Source organism: Paenibacillus sp. FW507-14B1B, from assembly GCF_058781425.1.
On sequence record NZ_JBYSWS010000002.1, the window covers coordinates 191591 to 211846 of the forward strand.

Genomic DNA, 20256 nt, shown 5'->3' on the forward strand with positions numbered 1-20256 from the left:
CTTACTTAGATCGTTCCTTTGCGCTGCATTATGAGGGCGATCGATGGGACTTGAACCCACGAATGCCGGAGCCACAGACCGGTGCGTTAACCCCTTCGCCACGACCGCCATATCCATCAGCGACTTTTATAATTTAACATACACATACACAACTTCGCAAGTTGTAAGTTTTTCCAGTGATTATTAGTCATTTACCACTTGAAATATTGAATCCACAATGATGGGTAGGTTATCCCGAACGGAAACGGCCCCCAGTACAGATCGTGCATGGACACCCTGTTCCCCAAACACATCTAGCAGTAGATCAGAGTAGCCATTTAACACCTTATGATGTTCTTCATAATTCTGCGTAGCATTAACAAATCCTTGGATTTTCACAACCCGCTTCACCTTATTAAGCGAACCCAGCGTTTCTTGAAGTACAGCAAGTACCTCAATCCCCGCCTGACGCGCAAACTCATACCCCTGCTCTGTTGAATACGTTTCTCCTAGTTTTCCATGGCATGGTCCTGGTGGTCCTTTACCGGATACATAGAGAAGATCGTTAATTAAGACAGCATTCACGTACTTTGCGGCCGGGCTGCTTGCTTCAGGGAGTGTGATACCGAGTGTCCTTAGGCGCTGTTCGATTGAATTAGACATACAACAAACCTCCTAATCTCCAAATTTATGTGACGTAAGCTGATTCATAGTGAAGGACTAAACCGAATAACTCTTGGTATATTGTAGCATAAATTCAATCTTTTGTAGGAATAAATAAAGTGCGCACTTCTAATCAGCACGCACTTGTCAATTCGAAATCAGTTAAATATCAAACATATAGCTTTTATATCGCTCCATATTCATCGTGGCTTGCCATACATCAGGCGTCTCTGAACCAACATACCAATATGCATATCCAGCTGGATTCCGATCCGCTAGCATATTGTGCTTCATAGATAAGGAGCGTGCATCCTCCGTCCATATCTTTCGATCGGTTCCGCCCTTCACATACCCTGCTTCATATTGACCTAGCCAATGATTCCACACCAAGGAAGTTGATGAAGAATTAATACGTTGTCCTTGCTGTGTAAGACTGATATCTTCTGATGTCACCACTAGATTAAGTCGCCATTCCCTAGTGTAAAGCGGCAGCGCGATGACCGACTTAGAGGCTGGAACCTGAGTTAATAGCTTATCAACAGCTGCGGTGAGCCAGGGCAGTGAAGAAACCGATCCTGCTATAGGCGACCCTCCCCAATGCTCATCGTAGCCCATCAGCACTACATAATCTGCATATCTTCCTAGTGCCTTATAATCGAATGCAGCCGTCCAATCCGACCCCAGATCAGGGGATACATCTATCGAGATCACTGCACCTTGTTTATGCAGCTCAGTTGATAAATCTTGAATAAAAGCTGTTAGATAAGAGCGGTCCTCCGGTAAAACATTCTCAAAGTCCACATTGATGCCGTCAAGCTTATACTTCTTCACATTAGTAGCGAGCTTCGTAATAACCGTTCTTCTGGCTGTTGAATCACTTAACATCTTGTGGGTTGTCTCTGCATTGGAGCGGTTACCAAGCATCGCCCAAACCTTACGTCCATTATTATGAGCCCAGTTCACGAGCTCTAAATCCGTTTCATCTGAAACGTTCCCTGTGCTCTCAATATAATACCACCGTGGCACTAGCGTATTTATTCCTGAGGTCTTTGCATAGGAGATATATTGCTTTGTTGTCCCATTATATAACCATCCCATCTGGATCTCGGATGCATTATTAGCAAAAGCGGAATCATTCACCCTATCCAAGACGTCAATTACATTTCCGTCATGTAGTATACGGTCCATCAGCACCGCTACCTCTTCTCTTGTAATTGGATCATTCGGTCGGAACTTCCCTCCACTTCCCTGCAACCAACCATGAAGTGTGGCAACACCCACCTCAGCACGAGACCAAGCTGCTAGTTCTGCAGCATCCTCATAACGTCGGTATACAATCTCTTCTCCTGTAGAAGCATCAACCTTCATGGCACGCACCATCATTACAGCTGCTTCCTGTCTTGTCACAGGATCTAACGGTTTAAACGTGCGTTCACTTCTACCATTAATTATTCCTAAATTCGTTCCCGCGTGAACCCATCCGTAGTACCAAGCCTGTTTAGGGACATCTCGAAAAGCTGAAATATCATTATCAACCGGATTCATCTGTAGCAGTCTGCTCATCATTGTCGCAATTTCTGCACGAGTAACCTTATCACGAGGCAGAAAAGCCCCTGCGCCATTTCCGCTCACTATATTTCTCTTCGTCAGGCGAAGAATTGCTTCTTTCGCATAACTAGTAGAGATATCGTGATAGACGATCTGGCTCGGGGCCTGCTTGGCTTCCACTGGTGATAATCCTGTTGAGAAGAATACTATACACACGAGCAGAAACAACATATATTTTTTCACAAGTACGCCTCGATTCTTTCGTCCAATTCTTTCAACAGCATATCAGACGAAAGATATCATAGGCACTAATCAGTTGTTGGTAAATTATCAGTTTATAACCTACTATTCTTTTGAAGCGAGTATAACCGTTCCGATTCCATCCACTTTTATCATTTCATCATTCATCATTTCAACACACTCTTCTCCAAACAATAACCGCCAGTGTCCTAGACTCGGAAGTTTGACTTCGATGACTGATCTCCCAGCATAATGAAGCACATACAAGTGTTTCACAGGGTCACCATTGGCATGATCCCGGATCGAGAAGGCAATCGCTTGCTCCGGAGCTTCCTCAAAAATCAAATGCTTGCGTATCGAATCAGCATCTTTCATTCTAAAAGCTGGGTGCTCCTTGCGTAGCTTAATCAGTCTTTGCACGAACGTTATCGCACCACTGTGCGCTTTTGCCTGATCCCAATTTAATAGGTTTACATCATCACCTAAGTTATAGCTGTTCTCAGCACCGTTCTTCGAACGATAAAATTCTTGGCCAGCATGGAGAAAGGCAATCCCTTGACTGGTTAATAGTATTGAGGTTGCTAAACGATGCATAGCTCGCCGGTTCTCATCATTCTCGCTTGCAGTGGATAGTACTATTTTGTCCCACAGGGTGTGATTATCATGACACTCCACAAAGTTCACCGTTTGATTCGGTTCCATTGCAAATGAAGAGAGTTCATTATTGTAATGGATCCCTGCAACGATACCTTTTTTCACTCCGGTTTCGAGCGATTGACCACCGCTAATAAACCCTTTCTTATCGAATACAAAAATATCACCCTTCACAGTATCTCTAAACCCATCGTTAAAGTATGCGATCCTCGGCATCTCTGCAGCCTGAAGCTGATTAGCTCGCTTTTCCTTGGCCAGTTCGGTCTCCATAATCCAGCCCTCACCAATCATAAGGATCGAGGGATCTATCTCATCAAGTCGCCTGCGTATTTCATTCATCGTATCTTTATCCATTAGCCCCATTAGATCGAACCGAAATCCATCGATATGATATTCCTGAGCCCAATGCAGAATGGATTCGATGATATATTTACGCATCATCCCTCTCTCACTTGCTGTATCATTCCCACAACCCGAACCATTCGAGAGTGTCCGATCTGCAGCGTAACGAAGGTAGTAACCCGGAACCAGCTTATTAAAATGAATGAGATTCGCATCATACACATGATTGTATACGACATCCATGATAACCCGGAGTCCTTCATCATGCATCGCCTGAATCATCTGCTTCAGTTCTCGAATACGTACATCCGGTCGGTATGGATCTGTTGCGTATGATCCTTCTGGTACGTTGTAGTTCTTCGGATCATAACCCCAGTTATATTGGTCTTCTTGACAGGTCTCATCAACACTTTCTGTGGCAAAATCATAGAACGGAAGTATCTGGACGTGAGTCACACCAAGCCTTTTAAAGTGTGCAAGTCCTGTAGCGATTCCACTGGCACCATGCGTACCCATTTCGGCGAGTCCGAGATACTTCCCCTTATGCTGTACACCGCTTCCAGGATGAACCGATATGTCCCGTATATGCAGTTCATAGATGATAGCATCAACTGCGTTCACAAACTCAGGTTTATCAGATGTCCATCGTACTGGATTCGTCTGATTCATATCTATGATCGCAGCACGATCTCCGTTAACTCCTACTGCTTTTGCATAAGGATCGACAGCTTCATTCCACTGACTTCCGATTCGGACAAGATAAGTATAATAAAGTCCCGCCGCATCACCTTCTATTTCAGCGACCCACGTACCCTTTACGTCCTTTAGCATCTGTACTTTTTGAGTTGGCTTGCTATTCCAGTCTTCATAGAGCATGACAAAAGCCTCGCTTGCCGTTGGCGCCCATAAACGAAGCTTAGAACTCTGCTGGGTATAGGTGAGCCCAAGGTCGCTGCCTTCGTAATAGAAGAGATTGTCAAACTCATCCGTAAAGACGGAAACACCTCCTGTTACAGCGAGATCACCATAGTCGATTGCCGTCTTGTTGTCTTTTTGTACAGACACACTGTCCACTCCTTATTTATGGTGTTTTAGTTCTTTTAGATTGTTATTCATCTCCTCATCCCGAATAGAACGGTGGCCATATCTAGCCTGCTCGTACAATCTTATGAACTCATCTGAGACGGGCTCATCTGATTCTTTCCATACCTTCATATCCCTTTTCGTTTCTCTCGGTGTCTTTGAAACTTTCCATTTGTATCCTTCCCGAATTTTATGGGTCAATATTCTTCTATACGCGCGCCGGATTTGAGTCGCATTATCTACAAATTCACTTTCCTTATGAATAGATCCATTTAAACGGACTCCTTCGAGCAGGCGTTTCAAACGACTTGACACCTTCTCATGCTCGATCTCTATTTCTTCATCCTCATAACCAAGAAAAGCTCCATCCTGAACTTGGTGAGACATGAGTCGATTTAACCATGCTGAAACTTTCTGGAGCAGCATCGGAAGCACTTTAACGAACCGATAGAGCAGGTAAAATATTAATGCGGCAGCCGCAATGTATACAACAAAGAATGCAAGCTTTTCTAGGAATTCCATCAAGGAAGAAGGTTCTGATGGCTCATTAGCAAATGGCATCTCTGCAGCCTCTGGATCCATTTCAGGTGTTGATTCTGGTTCTCCAGGAGACGTCTGTAGCAGTTGACCAATCCATCTAGCAAGGCTTCTGCCGAATGCAGATAGCCACGCTTGAAGCATTGGAAGTAAGGAAAGCCCCCCGATCGTGGCTATTAAAATAATGATCATCCCTCTATTTTGCCGAAGAACCCGCTGTTCAACGATTGGTTTCTTAGAACCCGAAAGTGTCTGTTCTTCGACATAATGCCGATTTAACATAAATAAAGTCATGACTAGAGCAGACGCACCCGCTCCCGTCATCACTAAGGTATATGGCTGGAATCGTTCCATGAAGCTTAAGATAAAGCTGCTTACTCCATAAATGGCTAGCCCTATAAAATAGTACGATCCAGAATACAGAAAAGATATGCCCGTCTGCTTTAAACGTATTCCTCGATAACATGTCACATATAAGCTCGGCACCGCCACTATTAATCCAATATCTGCACCGAATAAGATATAAGATATACTCACAGCAACGACAGATGACCATAGAAATGTCATGAGAAAAGTCTTTATCCGAAGAATGTGACTCCCTACATAGCCTAAACCATAGCCAAGAATTACAATAAATATCCACACTGGGATGAATGATTCTGGGAAAAGATATACCATCGGTATGAAAAGAACAGGAAAATATAACAACGTCTCAGCAAAACCCATGCCAAGAACACGAGAGAGTCCCTTAAGCTTCGCGCTCATAAAGCTCCCTCCTTCCATTCCCATCCTCTTTCTTCAAGCAGTGTTACCTGCACTCGGTGTCCATGCTCTTGGAATTGGTCCAATAACTTTTGAAGACGATCACTCATATAGGTGCTCAGAATGAGAATGTCATAACTTCCTTCCAAATGTTGAAGCTCTTGTTCCAAGTAATCATGAAAAGAAAGGACCCGAGTTAACTCCAATCTTGCAAGAGCTTCATAAATAAAGTTAAGCTGTTCCCGCCCAGCTGAAACAGGGATATTGATTAATTCACTCCCACCATCGTCATGACGTCCGTTCGCGCCAAGTCCAACTTCCATACCTTGTGTCAATAAATGAGCCGCCACCCCAGCGGCTAAACGAATTCCATATTCCACAGCCTCTGGACGGGTGGCATGACTCCACATCTGCTCGTGATCTTCTATGTTCAAATATAGTTTAATTCGGCAATCCGCCGTTGCGTCTCGTCTACGTACTTGAAGTGAACCTCTTCGTGCGCTTGCTTTCCAGTGAACATCCTTTAACGGATCACCATCACGGTAATCCCTTATTCCGGATACAAGGAAGGGGTCTTCTACGATCCATCTCCGGACGATAAGATCACCGAGCCAAGTCTGAACGGGCAGCGTCATTTCTGTAGGGTCTAGTGGCTCAGGATAGACTGTCAAACCGCCGTCAATTGGAAAGCTTCGCACATCTGAACTGCTTCCCAGAAGATCACCAGAAGTCATCGATACCGTGCCGAGTTTATAAACACCTCTGTGAGTCGCTGTCACATGATGTCTACGGACCATTTTAGTCCACGGCATAAGGCTGAAAAAACTTTTATGATTCTGGTTGTATTGACCTTCACTAATATCCAGATTGTTTTGTCCACGGAAAGCTATTCCGGTTCTGAACTGAGACTCTACCCGTAGCCATGGCACAGGAAGAGCCTTGCGGTTCTCAATAACCTCTACAAGCTCAAGTGCCTCTCCTTCAAAACAAGTCGTCACTTTAAAGGATCGGCTATACGCGATTCGCTTCAGGGCAAGTCGTCGAAATAAGCCTGCCTGTAGCACGATCACAACTGCCGCCATGAGTAGTATCCAGTATGCTCCCATATGCAATCCTCCTATGGTGAGACGCTTTCTTCTGCAGGCACAGGTACTTCTTGTAAAATACGTTCAATGACGCCTTCCGCAGCTCCTGCTCCGCCTCTTGAGCGTAACGTACCTTTGAGCAGCATTCGATGAGCCCATGTATAAGGCGCTAGGTACTTAACATCATCCGGCGTAACAAATTCTCTTCCTTGCAGAATAGCTTGCACCTGTGCTGCTTTCAATAAAGCTTGACATCCCCTTGGGCTAACACCTGATGCTACAGCTTCATCCTTACGTGTCCGCTCCGCAAGATCAACAATGTACTGCAGAACATCATCGTTCACATGAACTTTTGCAGCTGTCTCTCTTGCCTGTATCAATTCTTGAATGGACGCCGCAGCTTGCAGCTGTTCGAGGGGTTGCCCTTCTTTAAAGCGCTTTAAAATATGAACACTTTCATCAGCACTAGGATATCCCATACTAAGTTTGAACAAGAAACGATCTAACTGGGCCTCTGGGAGAGGGAAGGTACCTTGCTGCTCTAACGGATTTTGTGTGGCAATAACAAGGAACGGATCTTCTAAACGATGGGTTACTCCATCAATACTCATCTGCCGCTCCTCCATACATTCAAGCAAGCTGGACTGTGTACGTGGTGTAGCCCGGTTTATTTCGTCTGCAAGCAATATATGGGTAAATAAAGGGCCTGGACGGAAATCGAATTCAGCACTTTTTTGATTAAAATAATAAATTCCACTTAAGTCAGAAGGGAGAAGATCCGGTGTAAACTGAACTCTTTTAAACGTACAATCTACGGATTTTGCCAGTGATTTTGCAAGTAGTGTCTTACCGGTACCCGGTACATCCTCAAGTAGCACATGCCCTGCAGTAATTAAAGCAATAAATAATTTATCGATGAGATCCTCTTTACCAACGATGACTTGACCAATATTCATTCTAACCTGTCCAGCCAACTCACGAACTGCGTTATAGTTTGAGATGGGAATCACTCCTTATGCATATCTACTTTCTCACATATAAAGTTCGGCAACTTCACCTAATAACCCTGTTTATTTATCTCTTTTTCTGTCGAATAGAAGCAAAAACCCCGATTCCAAGGAGTGGGACCGGAGCCTAAAAATAAGCTTTATAATTTTTTGAGCCACGCATTTACCGTCTCATTGAATACATCTGATTGTTCCAAGTTTGGAAGATGTCCTGTATCATGAATTCGAATCAAGTGGGCATAGAAGCTCCAATAATAATTGCCTTCTCTACACCGAAATGGTCCAGAATATGCCTAACATCCTCTTCATATGCGAAAGGCTCTAAAGGAATGTCCGTATGTCCATACCCCCGCTGATCATATGCAATAACCTTAAAGTTCTTATCGGAAAAATAGGCAAGTTGATCTTCCCATATATCAAGATTTGTGTGTCCACCATGGAGCAGAACTATTGTATCTCCTTGCCCGGCAACAAATATTCGGTAATTAACCCCTTTAATACTGCAAACTTCTGTTGACATCGTTCTAATTAATCACTCCATTTCCTCCAATCTCAAGGATCGGTCATTGCACCTAAAGCTTCACTCGCCCATCGTTCACGTTCATACTCTCTTCCACCAACTCGGATATCGATATAATGCTTCACCTCTGGTTCCGGATCATAATAAGGCTGTAGAAGTTCTACCCACTCCTTATACTCCTTCGATTGACGAAATCCGATGGTATGGTCCTTAATTGCATTCCAGCGGATAAGTAACAGATATTCGTCCCTATTTTCCACACACTTATATAGTTCATGTCCAAGATAACCTCTCATTTTGGATATAATGCCATAGGCTGATCGGAATGCACTCTCAAAATCATTCATAGCTCCAGGCTTGATAACTAATGAAGATGCCTCTAATATCACGCTTATGTCCCCACTTTCATATCGTAATAAGGTTATACTGTACCTATATATATGCTGATATAATAGGATAGAATACTGAATTGGAGATGAAGCATTCATGGCATTCGGCATCACGAAACAAGAGCTTAGAGAATGGCAGAAAGCAGTGGCACGAGGTGAAATTGCTTTCCTAACTCATTATTGGTATGACGAAAGATTTCCACAGTACAAAACGGTAACCAAAGTCGGATGCAGTGATCTAAACCTCCTTAAACAATGGTGTGTGGATCATGGACTTGATCCTAGATACATTCATTACCGTAAGCCTTATCCACACTTTGATCTGATAGGCCCAAAGCAAGTTGAACTGCTTCAAGCAGCATCATTAGATGAACAAGTACAACGTTTCCGACTCTAGGTAAATAAGTGGAAGAATGTATAAAACCCACCGCCATCTCATCGCCAAGGTGATGATACTTCGGTGGGTTCTCTCATACCATATTATTACAAAACACTCTTCTATTTGTCTACGATATAGACTGTTCATTTATGGACATAAGTTCTTTGTGAATCCATATCGCAGCTGTTGCACCATCACCCATTGCTACGGTTGCTTGTTCCGCATGTACACCAAGATCACCAGCAATCCACACATTGGGAACGTTAGTCATCTTCGATCTCGGATCGGCCTTTACATGCTTGTTATTTTCGAGATCAGCACCAAGCTGCTCCGCCAGCTCCGAATGTACTTCATTACCTCCAAAGGAGATGAACCCACGCTCTGCTTCAATCTTCGCCCCGTTCTCCAGCATTACAGACCGGATCATTCCATCCGCATCACATAACACTTCCGCAATCGTTTCATCAATATACTTAATATCTTTAACTTTCATCTGTTGCAGAAGCTCATCGTCAACCGGTGTTCCCTCATGATTAATATACGATAAATCATCAGTCCGATTTGACAATAGCAGCGCCATGTTTGCCCCTGATTCACCAGCACCTAATACAATGGTTTTACGGTTCTGCACTTCATATCCATCACAATCAGGACAGACGTAAACGCTACGTCCGAGCGTCGGGACAAGCCCTGGAATATCAGGGAAACGGTCAGACAGCCCCGTAGCAAGTAAAATCGTCCTCGCACGATATTCCACCCCGCTCGTCCCGATCAGAAGGAATGAATCACCCTGTGATTCTGCTTTATCGATGGTGTCATTAATAAATTGTACACCAACCGATTCAGCTTGATCTCTCCCGCGCGACCTCAGCTCATCACCCGATATTCCTTCAGGCCAGCCTAAAATATTATGATAATCTCGGCACAATGTTGAGCGCCCTTTCCCTTTATCGATCACGAGAATATCGTGTACACTATATCGTCCTAATTGGATAGCCGCTTGCAAGCCGGCAATACCTCCGCCGACAATAATGCAGTCTTTCATAGGTTCACTTCCCTTCAACAATCATCACATGTGTATTTGGTTTCTGTTTATGTGTTTATGTCCCTCAATACATTAAACAAAACCGAGCTTATTCACTCTACGTACTATTCTTTCCCAAGCTCTTCATCAACATAAAAAAACGTTGGTGCCAACAGACACCAACGCTCTTCTAACTGAGAATATTAGATTTCAAAGCTTCTCACAGCCATATCTGACCTGCCACTGCACCTAAAATAACAATCGTCCATGGTGGAAGTTTCCAGAATACAAGTAACCCGAATAAGGCGGCTGCAATAATGAATTCGATTGAGGTAGTAACAGAAGATGTCCATATGGGATCATAAAGTGCTGCAAATAAAATACCCACAACAGCTGCATTCATAGAAGCCATCGCACCTTGCAATCTAGTAATACGGCGCAAACTGTTCCAGAAGGGCATGGACCCGATGACTAGCAGAAATCCTGGAAGAAATACAGCAACTATTGCCAATACCGCTCCTGGAATTCCTTGAATAAATACACCTAGGTAGGCGGCAAACGTAAACAGCGGTCCTGGCACTGCTTGGACAGCTCCATATCCAGCCACAAACTCTTCCTTACTCATCCAACCGTTCAGCATCGTTTCTGTCTCCAATAGTGGAACAACCACATGCCCACCCCCGAAAACAAGCGAACCCGTACGGTAGAAGCTATCCATAAGTACGATCCACTCATTCCCTATGACCAGTCGAAGTATAGGCAGACCGATCAATATCACAACAAACAAGGACAAGCAGATGATCCCTGTCTTATAACTAACTCGAACAGACTGGTGCTGAACGTCAGGGGATCTTTCCTCCTTAAACAATAGCATTCCCGCTACTCCAGCTGCTGCAATGACGGCAACCTGTACCCATGGAGCTTGCCAGAGCAGCACTGCTGCAAGTGCACCAAACGCAATACTTGCCCTTAATCGACCTGCTGCTAACTTGTTCGCCATACCTAATACTGCTTGAGCCACAATTGCAACAGCCACAAGTTTTAATCCATGGATCCACCCAGCTCCTCCTACATCAACGCCATGGATCAAATATGCAAATGCAATAAGGAGTAATACAGATGGCACCGTAAAACCAAGCCATGCCACAATCGCGCCAGATAACCCTGCACGCATTGCACCGATACCAATTCCAACCTGACTGCTTGCAGGACCAGGCAGGAACTGACACAGTGCAACAAGATCAGCGAATGATTTTTCATCAATCCATTTTTTTCGAACAACATAGGTCTTATGAAAATATCCTAAATGTGCGATTGGACCACCAAACGACATAAGCCCCAGTTGTAATGCTGTCCAGCAGACATTCCATAACTCACGCCCCTGCCTTTTGTTTGAAGGGACATTAGGAACAGGATTTACCGGTTGTTTAGAAGACAATCGTTTTCCTCCTCATCCATTCTTCAACAGAACATTTCACATGCAGTTCCCATGATAACTGACATTTGTAAACCCTGTGTAAAATTACATAAAAAAAGAGCAGCCGTTATTGACGGACTGCTCTCTCTACTCATATCAAGCTAAATCTATTTCACTTATTCACCTGAATGATTATACTACTTCCAGATTCTTTCGTTTTACTCTGCTGATGTTGCAGATGATGTATATCCAGGTTTGGCTGCACCGAATCCAAATATGAACAGCATAACGACGACACCTGCCAGAATCATCAGCGGAATACTCCAACTGTTTGTAAAGTCATGCATATAACCGATCAACATCGGACCGATCGCTGCAAGTAAATAACCAAAGGATTGTGCCATCCCTGACAATGCTGCTGCTTCATGTACCGTTCGAGTCCGGAGCGTGAAGAACATGAGTGACAAGCTAAAATTCGCTCCACCAGATATTCCGATTAAGATCACCCACAATATATTAAGAGACTGTAGACCCGATAATAGACCTACATAACCTACAAACATACTTGCTGCGGATACAAACACCAGTAGACGCTGATTCGGTCTTCGACCGGCAAGAACAGGGATGATGAATGAGAACGGAAGACTGACGAACTGAAGAATTGACAGCATCCATCCTGCAGACGTGTAATCTAATCCCTGACTGTGTAGAATTTCTGGTAGCCAAGAAATATTTACATAGAAGGTGAAAGATTGGAGTCCCATGAATAATGTAATCTGCCAAGCAAGCTTTGACTTCATTAAACTTGATCCCTTTGGAGGTGCAGTTACATTACTTACTGTAGCCCGTCCTTGGCGTCGTTGACCGATCCATACTAGACTAGCAAGCAAAGATAGCGCCGACCATACAATAAGTGACCCCTGCCAGCCAAGACTTGGTTGTGTAGCTAGAGGAATACTAATACCTGACGCGATTGCAGCAAGCATGTTCATTGACATGGAATATGTTCCAGTCATCAGGCCAATGTTACCCGGAAAATCCCGTTTTACAAGACTCGGAAGCAGGACATTGCCTACTGCGATAGCCATACCCAGCAGCGCTGTTCCGAGCATTAAAGTCCATGGTGACGATATGGAGCGCACCCAAATTCCTGCAGTCAAGACGATCATGCTTATGAGGAGCACGGTCTCGATTCCATATTTTCTAGCTAAACCAGGTGCCATAGGCGATAGTATAGCAAAGGCAAGCAAAGGAAGCGTGGTAAGCATCCCAGCTAATGCATTTGAAATTCCAGTATCATCACGAATGATCCCAATCAATGGACCAACGGAAGTAATGCCAGCCCTCAAATTTACGGCAATTAAAATAATTCCGACAAAAAGAAGCCACTTCCGTGTCTTCGATGGCTGGTTCGTTTCTAAAGTTGTGTACCTTGATGCCATGATGCAAACCCCTCACTATTAAGTAAATATGTATATTCTAACATTTAAAAACAAACTTATCACAATTATAAGCTATCCAGCAAACACACTACCAAGTCAAAAAACCGCATCTTTTCGATGCGGTTCTTCATTACATGCTATTATTCCTTGGTTTATCGCAGTCTTGAGAAAGCTTATCATACTTCAACCAAGCATTAGGCGATCATCGGACAGTTTATGTCCGCTAATCTGTTCAAATTCACCCAGTAGCTGTTCAACTGTCAGATCCTGCTTGCGATCTTCATTAACATCAAGAATGATTCTACCTTTGTCCATCATAATAAGACGATTTCCTAGACGTATAGCCTGCTCCATATTGTGAGTAACCATTAAAGTTGTCAGATGAAGGTCTTTAACGATCTCTTGAGTGAGCCGTGTAATAAGCTCTGCACGAGCTGGATCGAGTGCTGCTGTATGCTCGTCCAATAGTAAAATTTGTGGTTTTGTAAAGGTTGCCATCAGTAGACTAAGCGCCTGCCGTTCGCCACCAGACAACATACCAACCTTAGCGCGTAAACGGTTCTCAAGGCCGATCCCGAGCCGTGCAAGCTGTTCTTTGAACATTTTTCGCTTATTTGTGGTCACCCCTATACTCAACCCACGAGATTGACCTCGGCGATAGGCCATCGCGAGATTCTCCTCAATCGTCATATGCGGCGCGGTACCTGCCATCGGGTCTTGGAACACCCTTCCAATCCAGCGGCTCCGCTTAAATTCTGGTAAATGACCAATGGAGTTACCATCAATCCTAACCTCTCCAGCATCAGGCTTCATCACACCAGAAATAATGTTCATCAGTGTGGATTTACCTGCACCGTTACTACCGATCACGGTTACGAAATCTCCAGGATGTAGATGAAGATTGATACCCATAAGTGCTACCTTCTCATCCACCGTTCCTGGATTAAACAACTTAGATACACGATTCATCTGCAACATTAGAATGCACCTCCCTCAGTTTTACCCTGATCTAACAACTGAGCGGAACGCCTGCGTGCCTGAGAGCGCTGTTTCATTGATCTTCGGATCGTTGGGACAACCAAGGCAATAATAACAATGATTGCTGTAATCAACTTCAAATCCGATGCTTCAAGCCATTTAATCTCATACGCAAGTGCAACAACAATACGATAAATGATCGAACCCAAGACCACTGCTGCTGTCGTACGGAAGACAGACCCCGTACCGAGAATTGCTTCACCGATAATAACAGAGGCCAAACCAATAACGATCATTCCGATCCCTGAACCAATGTCAGCAAAGCCAGACTGCTGCGCAACGACAGCGCCTGAAAGAGCAACTAGACCGTTAGAAATACTTAATCCAAGGATGGTTGTTGTATCTGTATTCACGCCGAAGCTTCGAATCATGCGCTTGTTATCTCCAGTTGCTCGGAGTGATAAACCAAGATCCGTACGGAAGAAACCATCGAGCAATAACTTCCCTACAATGACGATGACCAGCATAACGTACAGGGGATCCAGACTTGCAAAGATCGTCTCCTCATCACCTATGGATACATTCGGCTTACCTAAAATTCTCATATTAATGGAATATAGTGCAATCATCATAATAATACCGGACAATAACCCGTTAATTTTCCCTTTTGTATGAAGTAAGCCTGTACACACTCCAGCCAGCATTCCTGCAGCGAGAGCACCTAGTGTAGCGAACCAAGGATCAACTCCTTTGCTAATAAGAACAGCTGCTACGGCTCCACCCGTTGTGAAACTTCCATCAACGGTTAAATCTGGAAAGTCCAATATTCTAAACGTAATATACACACCTAACGCCATCAGAGCATATAACAACCCCAATTCAATGGGACTATCAATCGTCTTGATAAAATCAATCAGGAATTCAAACATGCGTTACCCTCCTATAAGATTAAGCAAAGGCGCGGGCAGTGATGTCCGCGCCTTACTGTTACTGAATGATGTTGTTATCCGGGTCTTTGACTTCCTGCTTCATTGCATCCGTAACTTCAATACCGTACTCAGCAGCTGCCTTAGTATTCAGAATCAAGTCCAATTTATCTGGAATCGTAATTTTCATATCCGCTGGCTTCTTACCATTCTTCAGGATATCTACAGCCATTTGCCCAACTTGATATCCATGGTCGTAGTACTTGAAGCCAACTGTAGCAAATGCACCTTTCTCGACTGTATCACGGTCACTTGAGAAGAATGGAATCTTGTTCATTTTTGCAGTATTAATAATTGCATCTGCACCACTAACCACTTTGTTATCTAGCGTGATATAGAATGCATCGACCTTGCCTACTAATGACTCAGCAGCTTGTTTTACCTCAGAAGTATTCGTTATGGAAGCTTTTATAAGCTCAATTCCATGTTCTTTCAGTGCAGCTTCAGCTGTCTTTGACATTACAACTGCGTTGGCCTCACCTTCATCAATAATAAGTCCAATCTTCTTCACGTTAGGAAAATGAGTGCTAACAAATTTCATGAGTTGTGTCGTCGCTTCTGGATTCGTGTCCGATGCTCCTGTTACGTTGCCGCCTGGCTTCTCCAGATCGCTAACCAGTTTAGCGTCAACCGGGTCAGTAACTGCTGCAAACAATACCGGAGTTTCCTTTACATTTTTGACAACTGCTTGTGCAGAGGGTGTTGCAATTGCGATGACTAGATCGTTCTTATTATCTTTGAGCTTTTGTCCAATTGTCAGGTTGTTGGTCGAATCGGCCTGAGCGTTGTTATAATCCAGCTCCATATTTTCCTTCTCAATAATTCCGCCATCTTTAAGGGCTGCCATAATTCCCTCACGTGTTGCGTCAAGCGATGGATGTTCAACGTATTGGGAGATGGCAATCTTGAACGATTGCTTGTCCGTGCTACCTTCCGAACCATTCGATGGCGTGTCTGCTCCTTCTTTATTTCCGCAGCCAGCCGCTGTCAGCAATAAGGCTGACAATGTTAATGATAACCACATTTTTTTCTTCATGGTATTAAAACCCCTCTCTTTATCGAACTAATTAATAATCGACATAAAGCGACACCGCTTAGTCGCTTTTATCAATCAAAGCATTACTGCAAAAAAAATTCGAACAACGGTATATTATGGATATTTTATATGGAGGGAGATGGTTACGTCAATTGCGATTTTTAAAGTGAATCATAAAAGTCTACAATATAAGCGCTTATATCAGAAGTTCTTATGCTAGGTTCCCCTTCATTCATAGAAATTCAACCTATTGGTAACTTTCTATACATTTAAGTTGACTATGTGGCAATAATTCACTACAATTTTAGAAGTATGCATTTTGAGTAGAAATCCGATAAAAGAACAGGTGATATATCATGGCTGAAGAACAGCAGTCCTACCAAATTTTATTATATTATAAATTCGTCCAAATCGAAGATCCTGAAACTTTCAAGAATGAGCATTTGCAGTATTGTAAAGATCTTGGATTAAAGGGCCGTATTCTCGTTTCCTCGGAAGGCATCAACGGTACGGTATCAGGAACTATTGAACAGACCGAACAATATATGAAAGATATGAAAGCAAATCCGCTATTCGCAGATATGGTCTTCAAAATTGATCCTTCCGAAGGTCATGCGTTTCACAAAATGTTCGTCCGACACCGTAAAGAACTCGTAACCTTCCGTGTAGAAGATGAACTAGATCCCAATGTCATAAGCGGAAAAAGACTTTCTCCTAAACAATTCTTTGAGCAGCTTCAGCAAGACGATGTCATCGTACTTGATGGCCGCACAGATTACGAATATGATATTGGTCATTTCAGAAATGCGATCCGTCCAGAGGTAGAGTCGTTCCGTGAATTCCCTGAATGGATTCGTGAGAATATGAGTCAGTATAAAGACAAAACCATTCTTACCTACTGTACTGGTGGCATCCGCTGTGAGAAGCTTACCGGTTTCATGCTGAAGGAAGGCTTCCAGGATGTTGCTCAGCTAGATGGCGGCATTGTAACGTATGGTAAGGATCCAGAAGTACAAGGAAGACTATTCGATGGAAAATGTTATGTGTTCGATGAGCGTATTTCTGTACCTATTAACCATACGGATGAGGATATTATTGTAGGTAAATGTCATCACTGTGGTGAACCTGCAGATCGCTACATCAACTGTGTCAATGATGCTTGCCATCTACAACACATTTGCTGTGAAAAATGTGATGAACTGCATAACGGCTTCTGCTCCGAAGCTTGTGAAGAGACCGTAGCAGCTGGATAATATATCGTATACGTTTTTCGTAAACACAAACGGCATGCTCGCTTAATAAGCGAAGCATGCCGTTTTGTTATAGTAAAGTCGGTCTTATTAATCTTCATGAAATACAACGAGTTCCTGCTCAATAGCCGCTTTAATCAGCTCAACACACTCTTCTGTCGTCTTGCCGAATACGCGTTTACCATTGACGAGGGCATACGGACGAATCTTACACAAACCACATAAATTCATACAATCTGCGCGAAGGACAGCAATTTCAGGATACAGTTCCTCTAAGTGTTCAAGATCCAACGCACTCATTAAATTGCTATCACAAACTTCCACTACCACGATCCCCATCATTACAATCACCTGAATTCTTTTGTTAGAATGTCCGTTAATTATGAGGAAGGCAGACGTTTTTGTCAAATGGGGGTTCTTGAAGCATAGATTAAGCTTTAAACACAGCAGGTTTAACGCACACCGGCTTCGATTGCTCAGTGGTCTTACCTGTAAACTGAAGCATTCCATTCTCTGGGTTAACCGTGTATAGCACTAGATTGTCACCGTCACGGTTCGCCACAATCAAAAATTTACCTTCTGGCATTAGTGAGAAATGACGTGGATGACCACCTTCTGTTGAAATGAATTGAATAGGAGTTAGCTCACCTGTACTTGGATCAACTGAAAAGACCACAATACTATCATGACCACGATTCGATCCATACACTGTAAGACCGTCTTCAGAAACTGCAATTTCTGCACAATAGCTCTCACCCGTAAAATCATCAGGTAGCGTAGATAACATTTGAATTGCCTCTAAACGCCCCTCTTCGGATACATAACGGAAAACTTTCACCGTAGAATTCAATTCATTAATAACATAGGCATATTTTCCGCTAGGGTGGAAAGCCAAATGCCGTGGACCTGATCCTAATTCTAACAATGTTTCGCTATGAAACTTGAGTGTATTATCCTTCTTATCGATCTGATAGGCGATGATTTTGTCCAATCCCAAATCCTGAATGAACACATATTTCCCATCAGGACTGAAGAAGGCCGAATGTGCTCTAGGCTGTTGTTCCGCATTCGAACGATGTCCCTCATGAAATTGCTCATCTAACCATTTCGAAGCCACAGCATGCTCATCTAACGCGATTAATCCAACACTGCCTCCGTGATAACTAGAGACAATCAAATACTGATCTTCAGGATCTCGTTGTATATGACAAGTAGAACTGCTGCTTCCTTGAACTCGGTTTAATTCAAGCAACGCTCCTGTAGAGGGATTAATCTCAAATGTAATAACTTCTCCAATCTTTCCCCCATCTTTAGCAACTTCGCCAATGGCATATAAGCGATTTGTTTCTGTATTGATATTAAGGAATGTTGGATTTTTGACTCCAGATACTTGATGCAACAACGTCAAATCACCATTATCCTGATTGAATGAGTACACACAAATTCCATTTTCACTTGCTTCTGCATAAGAACCTGTAAAAACTAACGTTTTTGTTGAAGTTTCCATATATGTATCTCTCCTTTAAACTGCCATCTTACGATGGAGTATGTATATGTCTCTACCATGTTACACTTCCTACTTCGAAGAAATCAATCCTGCTTCTATTAAGCATGCATATAAAAAAAGCTGTCCGACAAAAATCCTTCTGCCGGACAGCCTTATATCTTCTTATATTAACCTTCCAGCAACAGAGACTCCGGATCTTCAAGTAGTTCCTTAACGGTAACTAGGAAGCGTACGGCTTCTGCACCGTCAACGATACGGTGATCGTAAGAAAGCGCGATATACATCATCGGACGATTCTCAGAACGTTCTGCATCGATAGCAACCGGGCGAAGCTGAATTTTATGCATGCCTAGAATACCTACCTGCGGTGTATTCAATATCGGAGTTGAGAGAAGGGAACCAAATACTCCTCCGTTCGTAATTGTGAAAGTTCCTCCTTGCAACTCAGATAAGGATAAAGTATTACTGCGGGCTTTGCCAGCAAGATCCACGATTTCCTTCTCAATCTGAGCGAATCCCAGTCGATCTGCATCACGAACCACAGGTACAACCAAGCCTTCTTTGGCTGAAACAGCAATACCAATATCGTAATACTTCTTAAGGATAATATCCTCACCATCAATTTCAGCGTTCAATAAAGGATATCGTTTCAGAGCGCCTACAACTGCTTTGGTGAAGAATGACATAAATCCAAGACCTACATCATGCTTTTCCTTGAAAGCATCTTTACGACGTTTACGAACGTCCAGAATAGCTGTCATATCTACTTCATTAAAAGTCGTAAGCATGGCAGCGGTATGTTGCGCTTCAACCAATCGATTAGCAATCGTCTGACGACGACGTGACATACGCTTACGTTCTGTTGGCTTCCCTGCAATCTCAGCGGGTGCAGATGGAGCCGCAGCCTGAGGTGCTGGTTTCTCAGACACAGCTGATTTACTAGCCCCATTCGAATGGTTCTTCACATCTTCATGGTAGATACGACCGATTGGGTCACGGCCCTGTACCTGGTCCAGATCAATCCCGCGCTCACGTGCTAGCTTCCGTGCAGCAGGTGAAGCTTGAGGTATAGAACCTTCTCCACTCTCTGCCGGAGGTGCTGGCGATTTCGGTAACTCAGCAGCAGCCTGAGCTTCTGGTTGTACTGGTGCTGGAGCCTCAACCTTTGTTGGCTCACTGCCCACTCCTTCTTCTGGGGAAATCTGACCGATAACTTCTCCGATCGTTACATTGTCCCCTTCTTGGCGAAGGATCTTTTGCACAACACCGCTTGCCTCCGCGCTAATTTCAAGATTGACCTTATCCGTTTCTAACTCGAGCAAAACGTCACCGATGTTAACGCTATCCCCTTCTTTAACATGCCATTTGAATATCGTTCCTTCGGTGATGGATTCGCCCATAGCTGGTACAGTTATTTCGTTCACAGCC

General features: G+C 43.6%; 19 protein-coding genes and 1 tRNA gene. 2 read left to right on the forward strand and 18 right to left on the reverse strand.

The window, feature by feature from the left end:
• Window positions 1-35: 35 nt before the first annotated feature.
• The 9 genes from AC3WJJ_RS08985 to AC3WJJ_RS09025 all read right to left on the reverse strand — a co-directional run bounded on the left by AC3WJJ_RS08985 (window position 36) and on the right by AC3WJJ_RS09025 (window position 8809).
• Window positions 36-108, reverse strand: a tRNA-His gene (locus AC3WJJ_RS08985).
• Window positions 109-183: 75 nt separating this feature from the next.
• Window positions 184-642 (reverse strand): RidA family protein, encoded by a 459-nt coding sequence (locus tag AC3WJJ_RS08990; RefSeq protein WP_492539895.1) that lies wholly within the window; start codon window positions 640-642, stop codon window positions 184-186.
• A gap of 162 nt (window positions 643-804) precedes the next feature.
• A complete protein-coding gene (locus AC3WJJ_RS08995) occupies window positions 805-2433 on the reverse strand; it encodes an S-layer homology domain-containing protein (RefSeq protein WP_492539896.1) in 1629 nt (542 codons plus the stop codon).
• Window positions 2434-2535: 102 nt separating this feature from the next.
• Window positions 2536-4491, reverse strand: coding sequence for a type I pullulanase (gene pulA, locus AC3WJJ_RS09000; RefSeq protein ID WP_492539897.1), 1956 nt, complete (start codon window positions 4489-4491; stop codon window positions 2536-2538).
• 12 nt (window positions 4492-4503) lie between these two features.
• Window positions 4504-5811 (reverse strand): DUF4129 domain-containing protein, encoded by a 1308-nt coding sequence (locus tag AC3WJJ_RS09005; protein WP_492539899.1) that lies wholly within the window; start codon window positions 5809-5811, stop codon window positions 4504-4506.
• Window positions 5808-6914 (reverse strand): DUF58 domain-containing protein, encoded by a 1107-nt coding sequence (locus tag AC3WJJ_RS09010; protein WP_492539901.1) that lies wholly within the window; start codon window positions 6912-6914, stop codon window positions 5808-5810. The genes AC3WJJ_RS09005 and AC3WJJ_RS09010 overlap by 4 nt, the downstream gene beginning before the upstream one ends.
• Window positions 6915-6925: 11 nt before the next feature.
• Window positions 6926-7849, reverse strand: a complete 924-nt coding sequence (locus AC3WJJ_RS09015; protein ID WP_422661487.1) for an AAA family ATPase — start codon at window positions 7847-7849, stop codon at window positions 6926-6928.
• A 280-nt stretch (window positions 7850-8129) separates the two neighbouring features.
• The gene (locus tag AC3WJJ_RS09020) at window positions 8130-8420 is read right to left on the reverse strand and encodes an alpha/beta fold hydrolase (protein WP_492539903.1); all 291 of its coding nucleotides are present in this window, start codon (window positions 8418-8420) and stop codon (window positions 8130-8132) included.
• Between the two features lie 32 nt (window positions 8421-8452).
• Window positions 8453-8809: an antibiotic biosynthesis monooxygenase family protein gene (locus AC3WJJ_RS09025; protein ID WP_492539905.1), complete on the reverse strand. Its 357-nt coding sequence runs from the start codon at window positions 8807-8809 to the stop codon at window positions 8453-8455.
• 97 nt (window positions 8810-8906) lie between these two features.
• Between AC3WJJ_RS09025 and AC3WJJ_RS09030 the strand changes: the two genes are divergently transcribed.
• Window positions 8907-9206, forward strand: a complete 300-nt coding sequence (locus tag AC3WJJ_RS09030) for a hypothetical protein (RefSeq protein WP_492539907.1) — start codon at window positions 8907-8909, stop codon at window positions 9204-9206.
• A 109-nt stretch (window positions 9207-9315) separates the two neighbouring features.
• Here the strand turns inward: AC3WJJ_RS09030 and AC3WJJ_RS09035 are convergent, their stop codons facing one another.
• The 6 genes from AC3WJJ_RS09035 to AC3WJJ_RS09060 form a co-directional block, all read right to left on the reverse strand.
• Complete coding sequence (locus AC3WJJ_RS09035; RefSeq protein WP_492539908.1) at window positions 9316-10233, reverse strand: NAD(P)/FAD-dependent oxidoreductase; 918 nt, start codon at window positions 10231-10233, stop codon at window positions 9316-9318.
• 199 nt (window positions 10234-10432) lie between these two features.
• A complete protein-coding gene (gene chrA, locus AC3WJJ_RS09040; RefSeq protein ID WP_492541975.1) occupies window positions 10433-11545 on the reverse strand; it encodes a chromate efflux transporter in 1113 nt (370 codons plus the stop codon).
• A gap of 302 nt (window positions 11546-11847) precedes the next feature.
• Window positions 11848-13071 (reverse strand): CynX/NimT family MFS transporter, encoded by a 1224-nt coding sequence (locus AC3WJJ_RS09045; RefSeq protein WP_492539910.1) that lies wholly within the window; start codon window positions 13069-13071, stop codon window positions 11848-11850.
• A 183-nt stretch (window positions 13072-13254) separates the two neighbouring features.
• The gene (locus tag AC3WJJ_RS09050) at window positions 13255-14049 is read right to left on the reverse strand and encodes an ABC transporter ATP-binding protein (protein ID WP_422657151.1); all 795 of its coding nucleotides are present in this window, start codon (window positions 14047-14049) and stop codon (window positions 13255-13257) included.
• Complete coding sequence (locus AC3WJJ_RS09055) at window positions 14049-14978, reverse strand: ABC transporter permease (RefSeq protein WP_492539912.1); 930 nt, start codon at window positions 14976-14978, stop codon at window positions 14049-14051. The genes AC3WJJ_RS09050 and AC3WJJ_RS09055 overlap by 1 nt, the downstream gene beginning before the upstream one ends.
• A 58-nt stretch (window positions 14979-15036) precedes the next feature.
• Window positions 15037-16071 (reverse strand): ABC transporter substrate-binding protein, encoded by a 1035-nt coding sequence (locus AC3WJJ_RS09060; RefSeq protein WP_492539914.1) that lies wholly within the window; start codon window positions 16069-16071, stop codon window positions 15037-15039.
• A 356-nt stretch (window positions 16072-16427) separates the two neighbouring features.
• Here AC3WJJ_RS09060 and trhO point away from each other — a divergent pair, with 356 nt between their 5' ends.
• Complete coding sequence (gene trhO / locus AC3WJJ_RS09065; RefSeq protein WP_492539916.1) at window positions 16428-17324, forward strand: oxygen-dependent tRNA uridine(34) hydroxylase TrhO; 897 nt, start codon at window positions 16428-16430, stop codon at window positions 17322-17324.
• 87 nt (window positions 17325-17411) lie between these two features.
• Here trhO and AC3WJJ_RS09070 read toward each other — a convergent pair whose 3' ends face one another.
• The 3 genes from AC3WJJ_RS09070 to odhB form a co-directional block, all read right to left on the reverse strand.
• Window positions 17412-17660 (reverse strand): YuzB family protein, encoded by a 249-nt coding sequence (locus AC3WJJ_RS09070; RefSeq protein ID WP_422657155.1) that lies wholly within the window; start codon window positions 17658-17660, stop codon window positions 17412-17414.
• Window positions 17661-17751: 91 nt separating this feature from the next.
• Window positions 17752-18828 (reverse strand): lactonase family protein, encoded by a 1077-nt coding sequence (locus AC3WJJ_RS09075; RefSeq protein WP_492539918.1) that lies wholly within the window; start codon window positions 18826-18828, stop codon window positions 17752-17754.
• Window positions 18829-18995: 167 nt separating this feature from the next.
• Entirely contained in the window at window positions 18996-20252 is a 1257-nt protein-coding gene (gene odhB, locus AC3WJJ_RS09080) for a 2-oxoglutarate dehydrogenase complex dihydrolipoyllysine-residue succinyltransferase (RefSeq protein WP_492539920.1), read from the reverse strand.
• Window positions 20253-20256: the final 4 nt, after the last annotated feature.

What these genes read in the sequence shown, in the direction of transcription:
- AC3WJJ_RS09070 (WP_422657155.1), bottom strand. Translation starts at nt 17,660, where the DNA reads ATGGGGATCGTGGTAGTGGAAGTTTGTGATAGCAATTTAATGAGTGCG.
- AC3WJJ_RS09020 (WP_492539903.1), bottom strand. Translation starts at nt 8,420, where the DNA reads ATGTCAACAGAAGTTTGCAGTATTAAAGGGGTTAATTACCGAATATTT.
- AC3WJJ_RS09030 (WP_492539907.1), top strand. Translation starts at nt 8,907, where the DNA reads ATGGCATTCGGCATCACGAAACAAGAGCTTAGAGAATGGCAGAAAGCA.
- AC3WJJ_RS09010 (WP_492539901.1), bottom strand. Translation starts at nt 6,914, where the DNA reads ATGGGAGCATACTGGATACTACTCATGGCGGCAGTTGTGATCGTGCTA.
- AC3WJJ_RS09050 (WP_422657151.1), bottom strand. Translation starts at nt 14,049, where the DNA reads ATGTTGCAGATGAATCGTGTATCTAAGTTGTTTAATCCAGGAACGGTG.
- AC3WJJ_RS09060 (WP_492539914.1), bottom strand. Translation starts at nt 16,071, where the DNA reads ATGAAGAAAAAAATGTGGTTATCATTAACATTGTCAGCCTTATTGCTG.
- AC3WJJ_RS09015 (WP_422661487.1), bottom strand. Translation starts at nt 7,849, where the DNA reads ATGAATATTGGTCAAGTCATCGTTGGTAAAGAGGATCTCATCGATAAA.
- AC3WJJ_RS09055 (WP_492539912.1), bottom strand. Translation starts at nt 14,978, where the DNA reads ATGTTTGAATTCCTGATTGATTTTATCAAGACGATTGATAGTCCCATT.
- AC3WJJ_RS09035 (WP_492539908.1), bottom strand. Translation starts at nt 10,233, where the DNA reads ATGAAAGACTGCATTATTGTCGGCGGAGGTATTGCCGGCTTGCAAGCG.
- trhO (WP_492539916.1), top strand. Translation starts at nt 16,428, where the DNA reads ATGGCTGAAGAACAGCAGTCCTACCAAATTTTATTATATTATAAATTC.
- chrA (WP_492541975.1), bottom strand. Translation starts at nt 11,545, where the DNA reads ATGTCGTTTGGTGGTCCAATCGCACATTTAGGATATTTTCATAAGACC.
- AC3WJJ_RS09045 (WP_492539910.1), bottom strand. Translation starts at nt 13,071, where the DNA reads ATGGCATCAAGGTACACAACTTTAGAAACGAACCAGCCATCGAAGACA.
- AC3WJJ_RS08990 (WP_492539895.1), bottom strand. Translation starts at nt 642, where the DNA reads ATGTCTAATTCAATCGAACAGCGCCTAAGGACACTCGGTATCACACTC.
- AC3WJJ_RS09075 (WP_492539918.1), bottom strand. Translation starts at nt 18,828, where the DNA reads ATGGAAACTTCAACAAAAACGTTAGTTTTTACAGGTTCTTATGCAGAA.
- AC3WJJ_RS09005 (WP_492539899.1), bottom strand. Translation starts at nt 5,811, where the DNA reads ATGAGCGCGAAGCTTAAGGGACTCTCTCGTGTTCTTGGCATGGGTTTT.